The sequence below is a fragment of the Haloferax sp. Atlit-4N genome (genome assembly GCF_003383025.1).
Classification (GTDB): Archaea; Halobacteriota; Halobacteria; order Halobacteriales; family Haloferacaceae; genus Haloferax; species Haloferax gibbonsii.
Genome location: NZ_PSYY01000001.1, coordinates 1,297,579 through 1,312,167, shown reverse-complemented (window position 1 = coordinate 1,312,167; position 14,589 = coordinate 1,297,579). Strand labels below are relative to the sequence as shown.

Below are 14,589 nucleotides of genomic sequence, written 5' to 3'. Positions count from 1 at the left end.
CCGACGAGCGCGCCCGCCGAAAAGCGGTCACACCGCCCCCTGCGAATAGCTTTTTGTGTATTTCGCGTGTAACGTTCGGGTGCTATGGAACTCACCTGGCACGGTCACTCGACGTGGTACGTCACGGTCGGAGACACCTCGCTTCTCATCGACCCGTTCTTCGACAACCCCGCCACGTCTCTCGACCCGAGCGACGTGGAGACGCCGGACTACGTGCTTCTCACCCACGGGCACGCGGACCACATCGCCCACGCAGGCGAGTTCGACGGCGCGACGGTCGTGGGCACGCCCGAACTCACCGGCTACGTCGAAGCCGAGATGGGCGTCGACGACACTATCGGTATGAACATCGGCGGGACGGTCGAACTCGGCGACGCGTTCGTCACGATGGTCCGGGCCGACCACACCAACGGCATCAACACCGGCTACGAGCACGAGGCCGGGATGCCCGGCGGCTACATGATTAGCGATACGCTGCCGACACAGGAGACCGACGCCGACTCGACGACGTTCTACCACGCCGGCGACACGGGACTCATGACCGACATGCGCGAGATTTTCGGCGCGTACTTCGAACCCGACGCGGCCGCGCTCCCGGTCGGCGACCACTACACGATGGGCCCGTGGCAGGGCGCTGTCGCCGCCGATTGGCTCGGCGTCGACCACGTCTTCCCGATGCACTACAACACGTTCCCGGCCATCGAAATCGACGTGCGCGACTTCGAGCGCGAGGTGAAGGCCGCCGGCAGTCAGGCCGAGGTCCACGCCCTCGACGGCGACGAGTCGTTCACGCTCGAATAACCCCGCGCCTCGCTCGGCGACGGCCCGTCTCGGGTCGTCGCTTGTGCACACCGTTGTCCTATTGAGGAACTTTTAGGGTCGGTCGCTCCTTTCCTCGGAACGAATGTCCGACATCCAGACCTCTACTGTCAGCGAAGAAGGTTTCGCATGCACGAGCCAGGTCGGCGACTTCGACCTCCAGATCGACGCGACCGACGAGACGGGCCCGAACCCGAACGCCGCGCTCGTCGCGACGTACGCCTCCTGTTTCCTCCCCGCGTTCCGCGTCGGTGGTCAGAAGACGGGCTTCGACGACCTCGGTAAGGTCCAGATCGACGCCGACGCCGACCTCGACGACGGCGACGACCTCGAGCGCATCAGCTTCGACGTCTACGTGGAGTCCGACCTCGCGGACGACGAGTTCGCCGAAATCACGGAACTCGCCGAGGACATCTGCCACGTCCACGACGCGCTCCGCGGCGAACTGCAGGCCGACGTGACCGTCGTCGGCGACGCGTTCTAAGCGTCGCTCGCCGCTCGGGCCGATACGCATTCTTTTCGCAGAAGTCGAAGCCGCCAGCGGCGGGTGTCGCGGCGGGTTCGGAGACGCCCCGCCGGGTCAGTAGCGGCGCTTCTTATAGCTTCGAAGACTCATAGCCTCGCCTTCCACGATGATAACCTCGCGGTCTTGGGGGTCCGATTCGACGACGTCGTCGACCTGTTCGCGGAAGTATGGGCTGTTCGGCTCTTCCATACCACTCCCTTCGTCGCACCTAATAAAAATCTTTGTCAGACATTCTCACGCGTGATACCGCGTGAGCGCCGCGGCCAATCAGTCGTCAGCGGCCGCGGCGGCCGGTTCGTGGCTGATTTCGGTGCCGAGCACGTCGAGGAACGCCGCCAACCACTCGGGGTGGTCCGGCCACGCCTGCCCGGTGACGAGGTTGCCGTCGACGGTCACCTCGTCGACCCACGAACAGCCCGCGCGCTCGACTTCCGCGCGAACGGCCGGGTAGGCGGTCATCTCGTAGCCGTCGAGGACGCCCGCGGCGGCGAGAATCTGCGGCCCGTGACAGATTGCGGCGACCGGCTTCCCCTCGTCGAAGAAGTGCCGGACGGCGTCGAGCACCTCGTCGTAGCCGCGGAGGTACTCGGGGGCGCGCCCGCCGGGGACGACGAGCGCGTCGTAGTCCGCGGGGTCGATATCGGCGAACGTCGCGTTCAGCGCGAAGTCGTGGCCGCGGGTCTCCAGATACGTCTGGTCGCCGCGGAAGTCGTGGACGGCGGTCTTACACCGGTCGCCGTCCTCCTTTTCGGGACACACCGCGTGGACCTCGTGACCCACCATCTGCAGCGCCTGGAACGGTACCATAATCTCGTAGTCCTCGACGAAGTCGCCGGCGAGGAGCAGAATCTTCTTTCCGGACATGGGCATCACCCACGCGGTAGTTGTCGCGTCAGAACGATAATGATTGTGTAGGTGGGAATAGCGGCGGCTCGGGAGTCAGGGTCTGGCCGCGAGAGCGGCTGAGGCCGGCTATTTCGAGATAATGCGCCCGATGTCACCGAGGTCGTCGAGGACGTGGTCGGGTTCGTACTCGCTCGCCGCGAGGGCCGCCTCGTCGGTCACGCCGGTTCGGACGAGCGCGGTGCCCATGCCCGCATCGAGGCCGAACGCGATGTCGGTATCGAGACGGTCGCCGACGATGAGGACTTCCTCGGGCGGCAGGCCCAACTTGTCGAGGACGAACTCTTGAGCGACCTTCGAGGGCTTGCCGAGAATCGCGTCGGGGTCGCGCTCGGCGACGCCCGCGACGGCGTTGATAATCGCGCCCGACCCGGGGATGTCGCCGTCCGCGGTCGGGATGATGACGTCGGGGTCGGTGCCGTAGAAGGCGGCCCCGGAGCGGAGCGCGTTGTTGGCGTCGCGGAGGTCGTCGTAGTGAAACTCGCGGTCGATGGCGACGACGACGACCTCGGGGTCGTCGCCGGCACGGACGAGTTCGAACCCGGCGTCACGAAGTTGGTCGTGGAAGCCCGGCTCGCCGATGCAGAAGGTCCGCGCGCCGGGGTGTCTGTCGGCGAGGTACGCCGTCGTCGTCGTGCCGGAGGTGACGATCTCGTCGGCGGTCGCGTCGATTCCGGCCCGACGGAGCCGCGCCTCGTAGGCGACGGGGGCCTTCGTCGGGTTGTTCGAGACGAACAGTCGGTCGAGCCCGGCGGCGTCGACGGCGGCGAGGCCGTCGAGCGCGCCGGGTATCGCTTCGTCGCCGCGGACGACCGTTCCGTCAACGTCGAAAACCACGCCTCGGTAGTCCATCGTCCTCGGTAGGGAGGCGGGGCTGTTGAACGTTCGCCCGAGAGAACTATTATGTTCATTGGTGGCATATGTCATCGTATGGGTGTCTCTTCGAAGCGGTTGGTCGGGTGGCTGCGCGGGCCGGCGACCGGCAACAGCGCCATGGGCGTCTACGGGCTCGTGACGGCGATGGTCGCGCTGTTTTTGACCTACTCCATCGTGGCCACGTTTTCCGTCGTCGTCCCGCTGTTGTCGACGACGGCCATCGTCCTCGCGGCGCTCGTCGTGTGGGTGCTGACGTGGGCGGTCCTCGACGTGGTCGCCAGCCGGACGATTCGCGAGTCGTCGACCTGAGTCGCCGACGACTCTGACGGCGTGACGCGCTCGCGTCGGCGGTGAGCGCGCCGCGAGCGTCACGTGCGTCGGGTTCGACGTAGCGGCGGAACCGTCACAGAACCAAAGACCAATATGCGCGTCGCCCTACTCGTCTACCGTGACGAACACGCAGCTGACACTCGTCCAAATCGACAACTACGGGCCGTGGACGGTCACCCCGGACCCGCGGCGGGAGATGGACCTCCAGACGCTCCAGTCGCGGCTCTTCGCCGACTTGGCCCAGTTCGTCGGCTCTCGCGACGGGTACGCGTTTTTCACCCGGTTCGACAACATGGTCGCGGTCACGAACGGACTCGACCGCGACGACCACGAACTGCTGCAGGAATCTATCGGAAATCGCTATCCCGTAACGCTCAGTCTCGGTATCGGCGTCGACCGGTCGCCCGCGGTCGCGCTCGAACGCGCCACCGACCGCATCCAGCGCGCCGGAAGCGCACAGGACGGCGACCGCCGCGAGGTGCTCTCCGGGGAGACGCTCCCCGAGGCCGACCGCTCGGCGACCGACCTCCAAATCGCGCACTTCGACGTGAACGACGCGACCGGCAAGTACACCGACCGCCTCAACGAGTTCGACACGTTCATCCACATCGAACAGGGCTACGCGTCGCTCATGCGCTACCTGCGTGAGGAACACGGCGCGCTGTCGTTCTTCGTCGGCGGCGACAACATCATCTCGGTCACGCCCGACCTCACCGAAGACCAGTACCGCGACGCCATCGACCACGTCGAGGCCGAGGCGGACGTGGAACTCAAAGTCGGCGTCGGCACGGCGTCGAACGCCCACGAGGCCGGCTTCGCGGCGAAGCACGCGCTCGAAGACTGCCGCCACCGCGGCACGACCGTCGAGTTCGCCGACGCCGCGGTTGAGACCGCAGACGACTGAACGATGGAGGGTCGCGCGGTCTACTTCGTGGCCCCCGAACGCGTCGAGGTCCGCGACCGCGACGTTCCCGCCCCCGGACCGGAGGAGGTCCGCGTCCGCACCCTGACCTCCGCCGTGAGCTCCGGGACCGAGCGACTCGTCTACCGCGGCGAGGCCCCGACCGACCTCGCCGCCGACGAGTCCATCGCGGCACTCGACGGCGACCTCTCGTTTCCGCTCCGCTACGGCTACGCCGCCGTCGGCGAAATCGAGGCCGTCGGCGACGACGTGCCCGACTCGCGGCTCGGAAGCCGCGTCTTCGCGTTCAACCCCCACGAGAGCCGATTTCTGGCGTCCCCCTCGGAACTCATCTCCGTCCCCGACGACGTGACCGACGAGCGCGCCGCGCTCCTGCCGACGATGGAGACCGCGCTCAACTTCGTGATGGACGGTCGACCGCTCATCGGCGAACACGTCGTCGTCTTCGGACAGGGCGTCGTCGGCCTCGTGACCACCGCGCTCCTCGCGCAGTTCCCGCTCGGGAGCCTGACCGCGGTCGACTGCGTGGCCGAGCGCCGGGCCATCGCCGAGAGTCTGGGTGCCGACGAGGCGGTCCACCCCGAGTCGCTGGACGCCCCCGCCGACGGGGCCGACCTGACGCTCGAACTCTCGGGCGACCCCGACGCGCTCGACGACGCCCTGTCGGTGACGCGGTACGACGGCCGGGTCGTCGTCGGGTCGTGGTACGGGACCAAGCCCGCCACGCTCGACCTCGGCGGGCGGTTCCACCGCTCGCGCATCAGCGTCGAGAGCAGTCAGGTCAGCACCATCGACCCCGACCTCCGTGGGCGCTGGGACGCCGACCGCCGTTTTTCGCTGGCGTGGGACCACCTCGAAGACCTCCCCTTGGACCCGCTCGTGACCCACCGAATCGGCGTCGAGTCCGCCGAGCGCGCCTACCGACTCCTCGAAGACGCCCCCGACGAGGCCGTCCAAATCCTCTTTACCTACCGGGACGCTTGACAGTTCATGTACCGCGTCTCGGTTCGCAGGGACCTCATCGCCCAGCACTACCTGACGGTTCCGAACCCCGGGCCGGAGGGTGAGCTCCACTCCCACGCGTTCACCGTCGAGGTCGAACTCTCGGGCCCCGAACTCGACGAGTACGGCTATCTCGTCGATATCGACGACGTGAAGGCCGCGCTGGACGCGACGCTGTCTCGCTACCGCGACGAGACCATGAACGAACTCGTCGAGTTCGCCGGGCAGAACCCGAGCGTCGAGCGGTTCGCCCGCGAGGTGTGCGAACAGTTCGTCGAGGCGGCGTCACTCGACGCGCCCCAACACGTCTCCGTTCGCATCTGGGAGGACGACACCGCGAGCGCGACCTACGAGACCCCGCTCTGACGTGCGGGTCGGAATCGTCGTCTACGGCCCGCTCGACGACCGCTCGGGCGGTTATCGCTACGACTCCGAACTCGTCGATGGGCTCCGCGCCGCCGGCGACGACGTGACCGTCGTCTCGCTCCCCGAGCGGTCGTACCGAAAGCGACTCCGAGACAACGTCTCCGCCGCGCGTCGCCTCCGCGGCCTCGACGTGGACGTGCTCTTGCAAGACGAACTGTGCCACCCCTCGCTGGTCGGCGCGAACGCCGCGCTCGACGACGACGTCCCGGTCGTCTCTGTCGTCCACCACCTCAACTCGCTGGAGCGCTTCCGGGCGTGGCGACGACACGCCAGACGCGCCGTCGAGACCCGGTATCTCCGCTCCGCGGACGCGTTCGTGTTCAACAGCGAGACGACGAAGGAGACGGTCGCGGCCGTCACCGACCCCGAACCGAGCGTCGTGGCGCGCCCGGCCGGCGACCGCTTTTCGTCGTTCGGCGCGCCCCTCGGGGACGACGAGATACGGGCCCGCGCCGCCGACGGGCCGCTCCGGGTCGTCACGGTCTGTAACCTCGAACCCCGGAAGAACGTCGACGGCCTGCTCCGCGGGCTGGCCCGCGTCCGCGGCGACTGGGAGCTGACGGTCGTCGGCGCGGCGGTCGACGCCGACTACGCCGACTCGCTTTCGGACCTCGCCGCCGACAGCGGCATCGACGACCGCGTGACCTTCGCGGGCCGGCTGTCGGACGCCGACCTCGCCGCGACGCTCCGGGAGTCCCACCTGTTCGCGCTCCCCTCCCACTACGAGGGGTTCGGCATCGCCGCGGTCGAGGCGATGGGGTTCGGCCTGCCGGCGCTCGTCTCCTCGGCCGGCGGCGCGAGCGAACTCGTCACCCACCGACAGGACGGCTTCGTCGTGGACCCGACCGATTCGGCCGAACTCACCGACGCCGTGGCTCCGCTGTGTCGGAACCGTCGGCGACTGCTGTCGCTCTCGCTTTCGGCCCGCGACCGCTTTCTCGCGCACCCGACGTGGGACGAGACGGCCGCGGAGATTCGCTCGTTTTTGTTAGACCTCGTCGACGCCGACGACGCGGGGTCGCACGGGGCCCACGAGTAGCCGCCGCGGGCGCAGAAACGCACAGGGGGCGCACTCGGAGGCGACCGGTACGGTCTCAGTCGCGGTCGACGCGGACCCACTCTTGGAGCGTGAAGCCCTCGTAGTCGGTTTCATCGTCGAGTTCCCACTCGTCGTCGTCCCACTCGGGGTAGAACGTGTCGCCCTCGTACTCGCCGGGGACGCGGCTCAGCACCATCCGGTCGAGGTGCGGTTGGAACAGCGCGTAGATGGCGGCCCCGCCGATGACGTAGGCCGTCTCCGCGCCCAGCGACTCCGCGATGTCGACCGCGTCCTCGACGCTCGCCGCGCGGTGAGCGGTGTCGACCGAAAACGACCGCTCGCTTCGGCTCATGACAATTTGGGCGCTCCCCGGCAGGTCGTCGAGCATCGACTCGAACGTCGTCCGACCGAGCACCACCGGGTCGTCGGCGATGCGGGCGCGGTACTGCTCCTTGTCGGCGGGGATGCTCGGCCACGGGAGTTCGCCGTCGCGGCCGATGACGCGGTTCTCGGCGAGCGCGGCGACAGAGACGAGTTCCATCACTCTCACGTCGGGCGCGTGAGAGAAAATCGTTGTGCAGCGCCGGCGTCGCCCCGGGACCGTCCCGGCGTCGTCGGACCTTCGACAACCAGCGGACCGAGGCTCAGCCGCCCCGGTCGACGATTCGCCGGCAGTCCTCGATGAACTGGAGGAGGTCCGTCCCGGCGTCGGTCCCGATGCTGATGATGATTCGCTCCGCCTCGGAGAAGGGAAACTGCAGGACGAACGCGTTCTCGTAGTAGTGGACCACGGCGCGGCGCTCGCCGATGGGATGGGTGTCGATGCCGGGCGTCGCAAACGGCGTCTCGACGCGGAGGTCGGAGACGACTTCGGTCAACGTCTCTTTGGTGTATCGCTCCGAGAGGTCGTCGCGGAGATACTCCAGTTCGTACCCGTCGTCGTCGGCGATGACAACCGTCCGGAGTCCGTCGCCGATTCGCCTGCTCAGATACGCCGCGAGTCGGCGCGCTGTGTCCCGTACCATACCGCGCCGTCGCTCCAAGCGCCTATAGTTTATTGGTATCTTTGTGGTATCGGAACCGAACCGAACGCCAATAGTTTTCAAACGAGCGACAACAACTGCGGGGTATGGAGAAGCAACCGCGGGACGTCCGGCGCGACGGCGCGTTAGTCCTCCTCGGGCTCGCGGGGTTGGTCGCGCTTCAGGTGTTGGTCCCCAGGGACTCGGTCACGGGGGTTGCCGAGATGTTTCGGGGCGGCCTCTTCGGCGGGTCCATCTCGGTGATGGCGGCGGGCGTCTTCCGCGTGCCCGACGAGCAGGCGTTTCGGTTGACGGCCGCGGTGGCCGTGGGGTTCGCGCTGGGTTCCCTCGTGTTTCTACTGTGAGGGTCGCTTCGTGGCTCTCGGGGATAACCTGTGCTGGCTGGCCTACCGAGCTGTTAATCCGTCCTCCACAACGGCGCTGCCGCTCTTCTCTGGTGGAGAATCGCTCACAGAGAACGCACCTCCCGGTTTCCGCTAAACCGGCGGTACAGCGCTGCTGCTCCTTGTTAAAACCCTGCGAAAGGATTAAGGTTAGAGTGGGGCCGGAGGGATTTGAACCCCCGATCGACTGATATCTCCGGTGGGCACCTCGGAACTCCAGAGGGTCGTCAACACGACCGATGATCAGTCGGCCGCTCAGTATATCAGCTGGAGTGTCGTCCCGGGCGCCAAGCCTCTGGAGTCAGTCGCCATGCCGGGCTTGGCCACAGCCCCGATTCGTGCTGTCTGCACTCTCTCGTATGGCGATTTTTCTTAAAGGGGTTTCGATTCTACTCGTCGCGGTCGTCGTCGGCCCAGTCGCACTCCTGGCACTTGTAGGCCGTCACGAACTCCGTCACGCTCGGCATGTAGCCCACCTGGATGACGTTCTCGCCGCACTCCGGGCAGTCGAAGTCGGCGTCCTGAATCGGCTCGGCGTCCATCGGGCGCTCGCCCTCGACGAGTTCGGCGAGCGTCTCGGGCGTGACCATCCGTCCTTGTACGACGCGGTTGCTCATACCCGTGCAACCGTCCCGAAGTAAGTAAGCCCTCCGCCAGCGGTTGGTCCACGTCGCCGCGGGCGTCCGCGCGGCCGCATCCCGGTCCGGTTCAGGGCGTCGCAACCGTCACGGTCCGGGTGCGCGGGCCGTCGCACTCCACGAGGAGGACGGACTGCCACCGACCGAGGTCGAGGCCGCCGTCCGCGACCGGTATCGAGACGCCGTTGCCGACGAGGAGCGCCCGGAGGTGCGAGTCGGCGTTGTCGTCGAGTTCGTCGTGGTCCCAGCCGTCGTCGGGGACCGCCTCGGCGAGCATCGACTCGATGTCGCCGAGCAGCCGCGATTCGGCCTCGTTGACGCAGACGCCGGCGGTGGTGTGTTTCGAGAAAACCGTACAGACGCCGTCGTAGCTCGCGGACACCGCGTCGGCGACTTCGTCCGTCACGTCGATGACCTGAAGCCGGCGCTCGGTTCGAACGTCGAAGGTCCGTCGCATGCGACGGGATTCGCCGGCCGGGAGAAAAAGTCGCCCGGCGGATTACAGCCAGGGCGCGCGGGACTCCTCTTCGCCGGGGTAGCCGTACCCCGGCTCCGAGTCGTCGTCGGTCTCGTCCGCGTTGTCGACCAACGCCTCGTAGTCCTCGGACGACTCGACGTCGTCGCCGCCGTCTGCGACCGGGCCGGCCGCGGCCGCGCCGTTCGCGTTCGGCGTGGCCGATTCGGGGTCGGACGCGTCGTCGACGAACTCGTCGAGGTCCGCACCGTCGGAGCCGGGGTCGAACGCGAACAGCGCGGTGACGCCGAGGACGCCGAGAGCGACGGGGGCCTGCGTCGGCATCAGGCCGAGCACGTCGAGCGCCAGCATGCCGAGGGCGACCGAGCTACCGAAGCGGAAGAGGTCGATGTCGACGTTGCCGCGGAGCCGCGGGGCGAACAGCGCGATGGCACCGGCGAAGCCGACGCCCGTGCCGGCCGCCGCGCCGGCGCTGAGCAGGCGCATCGGGTCGGGGTTGACGATGAGCTCGAACCCGGCGGGATTGAAGCTCGCGACGAGGCCGAGACCGATGATGATGCTCGGCGACGGCAGGTACTCGCCGACCTTCGAGGAGGCCGTCTTCGCCGCCACGGCCAGGATGACGAGGCCGGCGAAGCGGTGGAACACCTCGAAGTTCAGGAGCGTCTCGATGGTCTCCGCGACGGCGGCCTCGGCCACCGCGACCGGGATGAGCAACGCGCCGAGCAGGAGGATTGACGTGAGCTGTTCGCGGCGCGTGCCGTCCATCTCGGCGAGGATGACCGCGACCGTCGCGGACCCACCGAAGATGAGCAGGCCGGTCTGGAGGATGCCCGCGACCGAGGGGTCGCCCGCTGAGGTCGTCAGCGCCCCCGCGATGATGAGCGCGGGGAAGATGCCGTCGATGAGGGGAAGCCCCATGACGGTTGCGAGCAGACGGGTGGCACCCCCTACCTGTTGCTCGAGGCGAAGGGCGACCGGGTGGCGTGAGACACTCATTCGATGTTACTGGCCTTCACCATGGCCCAAGCGGCGATACGAACGCAATTCGGACAGGGGCGTGCTGGCGCTCTGCACGCGAAGCCCATTTCGTCCGAAATTGAACTCCCGTTTAAATGTCTGCCACATCGCTGTAAAGAGAATGCCGGAGTCGGAGGTCGTTTGACCGGCAATGCGCGATGCGGCGGGACGCGTGGAGTCCATACAAGATTACATTAGGACAGGAGTATTAAACGTTGTGTGGGATACGACCGCATGGACCATAGGTATCTCTGTCTACCTTATAAAAAGAGCTGAAGATTCGTCGGATATAGATTGAAATCTCGAAGATACCGTGGTACAAGTTCGTGAATATGGTGATTATTCACGATGGTCTTGTGATTCGGTACACCGTGACGAGGGGACGAACACCCCCGAGCAGTCGCGGCCGACGGCGTCCGTCGCTCGCGGGTGTCGTCACGTGTTCTGGTGGTCGTCTCGGTCCGCCGGCGATGCGAAGAATAATCACGCACATGCATATATCACCGAACTGGTTTGCGATACATCGACACGCCCGTGCTATCTCGCAACCCTTTTGTCGTCGCCGCAACCACGCTTGATATGGCGAACGACGTTCCTGACCGAGAACCCTTCACCGAGAAGCTACGGGTACCCGAATCCCTCACATTCGACGACGTGCTGCTCCGCCCGATGGAGAGCCGCGTCGAACCCGACGACGCCGACGTGTCGACGCGCGTCTCGAAGAACGTCGAACTCAACATTCCCATCCTTTCGGCGGCGATGGACACCGTCACCGAGAGCGGGATGGCCATCGGGATGGCTCGTGAGGGCGGCATCGGCGTGCTCCACCGCAACATGAACGCCGAGCAGATGGTCCACGAAATCGAGCGCGTCAAGCGCGCCGACGAACTCGTCATCCGCCGCGAAGACGTGGTCACGGCCAACCCCGGCCAGACCATCAGCGAGGTCGACGAGATGATGGAGCGCGCCGGCGTCTCCGGCGCGCCCGTCGTCGACGACGACGACGTGGTCCTCGGCATCATCTCCGGCACCGACATCCGCCCGTACCTCGAGGTCGGTGAGTCCGACGAGGTCAGCGAGGCCATGACGGACGAGGTCATCACGGCCGAGCGCGAGGTCACCGCCCGCGACGCGCTCGAACTCATGTACGACCACAAGATTGAGCGCGTCCCCATCGTCGACGACGACAGCCGCCTCGTCGGCCTCGTCACGATGCAGGGCATCCTCCAGCGCCGCGAACACGAGAACGCCGCCCGCGACGACGACGGTCGCCTCGTCTGCGGCGTCGCCGTCGGTCCGTTCGACGGTGAGCGCGCGCAGATGGCCGACGACGCCGGCGTCGACGTCATCTTCATCGACTGCGCCCACGCGCACAACCTCAACGTCATCGACACCGCCCGCGAGATCAAGGAGTCCGTCGAGGCGGACGTCGTCGTCGGGAACGTCGGCACGCGCGAGGCCGCGGCCGAACTCGTCGACTTCGCGGACGGCATCAAGGTCGGCATCGGCCCCGGCTCCATCTGTACGACCCGCGTCGTCTCCGGCTCCGGTATGCCCCAGATTTCGGCCGTCGCGGAGGTCGCCGACGTCGCCGCCGAGTACGATATCCCGGTCATCGCCGACGGCGGCATCCGCTACTCCGGCGACGCCATCAAGGCGGTCGCCGCCGGAGCCGACGCCGTCATGCTCGGTTCCTACTTCGCCGGCACCGACGAGGCCCCCGGCCGCGTCATCACGATGAACGGCAAGAAGTACAAGCAGTACCGCGGCATGGGCTCCGTCGGCGCGATGCAGTCCGGCGGTGCCGACCGCTACCTCAAGGAGGACAACGAGGACGAGGAGTACGTCCCCGAGGGCGTCGAGGCCGCGACGCCGTACAAGGGCTCGCTCGCGTCCGAGCTCCACCAGCTCGTCGGCGGCATGCAGTCCGGCATGGGCTACGTCGGCGCCGAGACCATCCCCGAGGTCAAAGAGCGCGCCCGCTTCGTCCGCGTCTCCGCCGCCGGCCAGACCGAAGGCCACCCCCACGACGTGATGATTACCGACGAAGCGCCGAACTACAGCCCGAGCGAGTAACGCGCTCTCCCGCACCCCGGCTTCGTCGCCCCCGAACTGTTCCCCGACGTACCTCGTTTTGCCGGTCGCCGCTCCGCTGTTCTTTCTCTCGCCGCACGCTCCGCCCCCGTCTGCGGCCACTTCCTGTCACGCGAGCGGGACGAGGACATGGGATAATTAATACGGATGTATGTCGTGCATCTACAAGCGATGGATACCGCGGAGCTACGGACCGCACTTCGGAACGCCGGGTTGTCACAGTATCAGGCGGAGGCTTACGTCGCGCTTCTGCAGCTCGGCGCGGCGAGTGCGACCGAACTCGCCGACGCCTGCGCCGTACCGACTGCCCGTATCTACGATGTTCTCCGCGACCTCGAGGCCAAAGGCTACATCGAGACCTACGAACAGGACAGTTTGCACGCGCGGGCGTGCGACCCGAAGTCGGTGATGGAGGACCTCAAGAGCCGCGCCGTCCAGCTCGACGAGGCCGCCTCCGAGATAGAGACGCGCTGGCAGCAGCCCGCGGTCGACCGACACATGCTGAGCATCGTCAAGCGCTTCGAGACGGTGTTCAACCGAGCCGAGGAGATGATTCGGGAGGCAGACGGCGAGGTGCAACTGTCCGTCACCCCCGAGCAGTTCGACGAACTCAAGCCGGCGCTCTCGGAGGCGTACGAGAACGGCGCGCTGGTGAAGGTCGTGTTGCATCCCGAGCGGACCGACGAACTCGAACCGCTCGCAGAACAGGAGTACGAGGGAGTCGCCACGGAGGTCAGACACCGAACCCTCCCGACGCCGTTCGTCGCTATCGTCGACCGGACGGGCGCGTGTTTCGCGCCGCACGACAGCTCGATGAACCAGTACGGCGTCCTCGTCGACGACTACACGCTGGCGTACGTCTTCCACTGGTACTTCCAGACGGCGCTGTGGGAGGTCTGGGAAGTCGTCTACGACGCACAGACGGACGAACCCCCGTTCGTGTATTCAGACATCAGACACTTCGTGCAGGACACGGAGCCGCTCATCCGCGACGGGAAGCGTATCATCACCCACATCAAAGGCTACGAGACCGACGAGCGCGACCCGATAGAGTTCACCGGCGAAGTGACCGACGTGTACTACACGGCGGTCTCCGCGCCGACGGACACGCTGTCGTTTTCCGAACTCGCGGGACAGGTCTGTCTGACCGTCGAGACCGACGAGGGGACCTACACCGTCGGCGGGTGGGGCGCGGTCTTGGAGGACGTCGAGGCGAACCGAATCACCGTCGAAGAGATATCAGAGACATCTGACAGGTGAAATCTGTTCGATTCGCCGGAATGTATAACAACTCCGGGGGGCAATTAGTGCGCACAAGCGCAGTTTCGGACGGCGTTAGACAAGAGGTATTTTGATATACCACTGCACGACATTGAGTTTCGTGAGCGTCCCCGGAACACCCCTACACTACCAATGAGCGCAGAACAGCCACTGGTGCTCATCGTTGAAGATGAGCCTGACCTCGCCGATCTGTACGCAACCTGGCTTAGGAACGACTACAGCGTTCGTGTCGCCTACGGCGGCCGCGAGGCGCTCGATAAGCTCGACGACGAGGTTGACGTTGTTCTCCTCGACCGTCGAATGCCCGACCTCTCGGGCGACGAAGCGCTCTCGGAGATTCGGGACCGTGGCTTCGAGTGCCGCGTCGCGATGGTGACCGCGGTCGAGCCCGACTTCGATATCATCGCCATGGGCTTCGACGACTACCTCGTCAAGCCCGTCTCGCGCGAAGCGCTGACTGACACCGTCTCTAACCTCATCCTGCGAAACGCTTACGACGTAGGGATTCAGGACCTGTTTTCCCTCGCGTCGAAGAAGGCGCTCTTAGAGTCCGAAAAGGACGAAGCGGCGCTCGAAGAAAACGAGGAGTATCAACAGCTCACCGCCCGGTTGACCGAACTCCGGCGCGAGCTCGACGAGACGCTCGGCCAACTCGACGAGACCGAGGGAATCTCCGCAGTCTACCGAGACATCGGCGGCGAAGTCGACATCGACAGCTCCTAATCGGGTGCGGGCGTTCCGGTCGCCGACCCCTTTCACCTCTCTTTCCCGCTTTCGCGCGCCTACAGCGCCGTTTGCGACCTCGACGATTA

The 14,589-nt window shown here is 66.4% G+C and carries 20 protein-coding genes and 1 tRNA gene; 11 read left to right on the top strand and 10 right to left on the bottom strand.

Going from position 1 to position 14,589, the window contains the following annotated elements; translation table 11 throughout:
* The first annotated feature begins 84 nt into the window (after nucleotides 1-84).
* Both C5C07_RS06870 and C5C07_RS06865 read left to right on the top strand, forming a co-directional pair.
* Nucleotides 85-801: a metal-dependent hydrolase gene (locus C5C07_RS06870; protein ID WP_004977257.1), complete on the top strand. Its 717-nt coding sequence runs from the start codon at nucleotides 85-87 to the stop codon at nucleotides 799-801.
* A gap of 103 nt (nucleotides 802-904) precedes the next feature.
* The gene (locus C5C07_RS06865; protein ID WP_004977258.1) at nucleotides 905-1,303 is read left to right on the top strand and encodes an OsmC family protein; all 399 of its coding nucleotides are present in this window, start codon (nucleotides 905-907) and stop codon (nucleotides 1,301-1,303) included.
* A gap of 96 nt (nucleotides 1,304-1,399) precedes the next feature.
* On the opposite strand, the gene C5C07_RS22100 is transcribed toward C5C07_RS06865, so the two are convergent.
* The 3 genes from C5C07_RS22100 to C5C07_RS06855 form a co-directional block, all read right to left on the bottom strand.
* On the bottom strand, nucleotides 1,400-1,534 hold the full coding sequence (locus C5C07_RS22100; RefSeq protein ID WP_004968055.1) for a hypothetical protein: 135 nt from the start codon (nucleotides 1,532-1,534) through the stop codon (nucleotides 1,400-1,402).
* Nucleotides 1,535-1,612: 78 nt separating this feature from the next.
* Complete coding sequence (locus C5C07_RS06860) at nucleotides 1,613-2,209, bottom strand: DJ-1/PfpI family protein (RefSeq protein ID WP_004063616.1); 597 nt, start codon at nucleotides 2,207-2,209, stop codon at nucleotides 1,613-1,615.
* A gap of 108 nt (nucleotides 2,210-2,317) precedes the next feature.
* Nucleotides 2,318-3,100: an HAD-IIA family hydrolase gene (locus tag C5C07_RS06855; RefSeq protein WP_115804775.1), complete on the bottom strand. Its 783-nt coding sequence runs from the start codon at nucleotides 3,098-3,100 to the stop codon at nucleotides 2,318-2,320.
* Nucleotides 3,101-3,178: 78 nt separating this feature from the next.
* Here C5C07_RS06855 and C5C07_RS06850 point away from each other — a divergent pair, with 78 nt between their 5' ends.
* The 5 genes from C5C07_RS06850 (at nucleotide 3,179) to C5C07_RS06830 (ending at nucleotide 6,843) form a co-directional block, all read left to right on the top strand.
* Nucleotides 3,179-3,433: a hypothetical protein gene (locus C5C07_RS06850; protein WP_049905228.1), complete on the top strand. Its 255-nt coding sequence runs from the start codon at nucleotides 3,179-3,181 to the stop codon at nucleotides 3,431-3,433.
* A 139-nt stretch (nucleotides 3,434-3,572) separates the two neighbouring features.
* The gene (locus C5C07_RS06845) at nucleotides 3,573-4,358 is read left to right on the top strand and encodes a GTP cyclohydrolase III (RefSeq protein ID WP_004977267.1); all 786 of its coding nucleotides are present in this window, start codon (nucleotides 3,573-3,575) and stop codon (nucleotides 4,356-4,358) included.
* Between the two features lie 3 nt (nucleotides 4,359-4,361).
* Complete coding sequence (locus tag C5C07_RS06840; protein WP_004977268.1) at nucleotides 4,362-5,360, top strand: zinc-binding dehydrogenase; 999 nt, start codon at nucleotides 4,362-4,364, stop codon at nucleotides 5,358-5,360.
* A 6-nt stretch (nucleotides 5,361-5,366) separates the two neighbouring features.
* Nucleotides 5,367-5,744, top strand: a complete 378-nt coding sequence (locus C5C07_RS06835; protein ID WP_004977269.1) for a 6-carboxytetrahydropterin synthase — start codon at nucleotides 5,367-5,369, stop codon at nucleotides 5,742-5,744.
* 1 nt (nucleotide 5,745) lies between these two features.
* The gene (locus tag C5C07_RS06830; RefSeq protein WP_004977270.1) at nucleotides 5,746-6,843 is read left to right on the top strand and encodes a glycosyltransferase family 4 protein; all 1,098 of its coding nucleotides are present in this window, start codon (nucleotides 5,746-5,748) and stop codon (nucleotides 6,841-6,843) included.
* A 55-nt stretch (nucleotides 6,844-6,898) separates the two neighbouring features.
* Here the strand turns inward: C5C07_RS06830 and hdrA are convergent, their stop codons facing one another.
* Both hdrA and C5C07_RS06820 read right to left on the bottom strand, forming a co-directional pair.
* Complete coding sequence (hdrA, locus tag C5C07_RS06825) at nucleotides 6,899-7,384, bottom strand: dihydrofolate reductase HdrA (protein ID WP_008093022.1); 486 nt, start codon at nucleotides 7,382-7,384, stop codon at nucleotides 6,899-6,901.
* 103 nt (nucleotides 7,385-7,487) lie between these two features.
* Nucleotides 7,488-7,868 carry a hypothetical protein gene (locus C5C07_RS06820; RefSeq protein WP_004977272.1) on the bottom strand — a complete coding sequence of 127 codons (381 nt, stop codon included), beginning with the start codon at nucleotides 7,866-7,868 and terminating at the stop codon, nucleotides 7,488-7,490.
* A gap of 104 nt (nucleotides 7,869-7,972) precedes the next feature.
* Between C5C07_RS06820 and C5C07_RS06815 the strand changes: the two genes are divergently transcribed.
* Entirely contained in the window at nucleotides 7,973-8,230 is a 258-nt protein-coding gene (locus tag C5C07_RS06815; protein WP_004977273.1) for a hypothetical protein, read from the top strand.
* Nucleotides 8,231-8,425: 195 nt separating this feature from the next.
* Here the strand turns inward: C5C07_RS06815 and C5C07_RS21270 are convergent.
* From C5C07_RS21270 to C5C07_RS06795, 5 genes are all read right to left on the bottom strand, one after another.
* Nucleotides 8,426-8,602 (bottom strand) — tRNA-Trp (locus C5C07_RS21270).
* Nucleotides 8,603-8,658: 56 nt separating this feature from the next.
* A complete protein-coding gene (locus tag C5C07_RS06810; protein ID WP_013035372.1) occupies nucleotides 8,659-8,886 on the bottom strand; it encodes a DUF5795 family protein in 228 nt (75 codons plus the stop codon).
* A gap of 91 nt (nucleotides 8,887-8,977) precedes the next feature.
* Nucleotides 8,978-9,364, bottom strand: coding sequence for a secondary thiamine-phosphate synthase enzyme YjbQ (locus C5C07_RS06805; protein WP_115804774.1), 387 nt, complete (start codon nucleotides 9,362-9,364; stop codon nucleotides 8,978-8,980).
* Between the two features lie 42 nt (nucleotides 9,365-9,406).
* Complete coding sequence (locus tag C5C07_RS06800) at nucleotides 9,407-10,303, bottom strand: DUF5794 domain-containing protein (protein WP_004977275.1); 897 nt, start codon at nucleotides 10,301-10,303, stop codon at nucleotides 9,407-9,409.
* Nucleotides 10,304-10,387: 84 nt separating this feature from the next.
* A complete protein-coding gene (locus tag C5C07_RS06795; protein ID WP_081605248.1) occupies nucleotides 10,388-10,585 on the bottom strand; it encodes a hypothetical protein in 198 nt (65 codons plus the stop codon).
* A gap of 396 nt (nucleotides 10,586-10,981) precedes the next feature.
* On the opposite strand from C5C07_RS06795, the gene guaB reads away from it, so the two are divergent.
* The 3 genes from guaB (at nucleotide 10,982) to C5C07_RS06780 (ending at nucleotide 14,500) form a co-directional block, all read left to right on the top strand.
* Nucleotides 10,982-12,478, top strand: a complete 1,497-nt coding sequence (gene guaB, locus C5C07_RS06790) for an IMP dehydrogenase (protein WP_004977276.1) — start codon at nucleotides 10,982-10,984, stop codon at nucleotides 12,476-12,478.
* A 189-nt stretch (nucleotides 12,479-12,667) separates the two neighbouring features.
* On the top strand, nucleotides 12,668-13,756 hold the full coding sequence (locus tag C5C07_RS06785) for a TrmB family transcriptional regulator (protein WP_004977277.1): 1,089 nt from the start codon (nucleotides 12,668-12,670) through the stop codon (nucleotides 13,754-13,756).
* 153 nt (nucleotides 13,757-13,909) lie between these two features.
* Nucleotides 13,910-14,500 (top strand): HalX domain-containing protein, encoded by a 591-nt coding sequence (locus tag C5C07_RS06780; protein ID WP_004977278.1) that lies wholly within the window; start codon nucleotides 13,910-13,912, stop codon nucleotides 14,498-14,500.
* The last annotated feature ends 89 nt before the right edge of the window (nucleotides 14,501-14,589 follow it).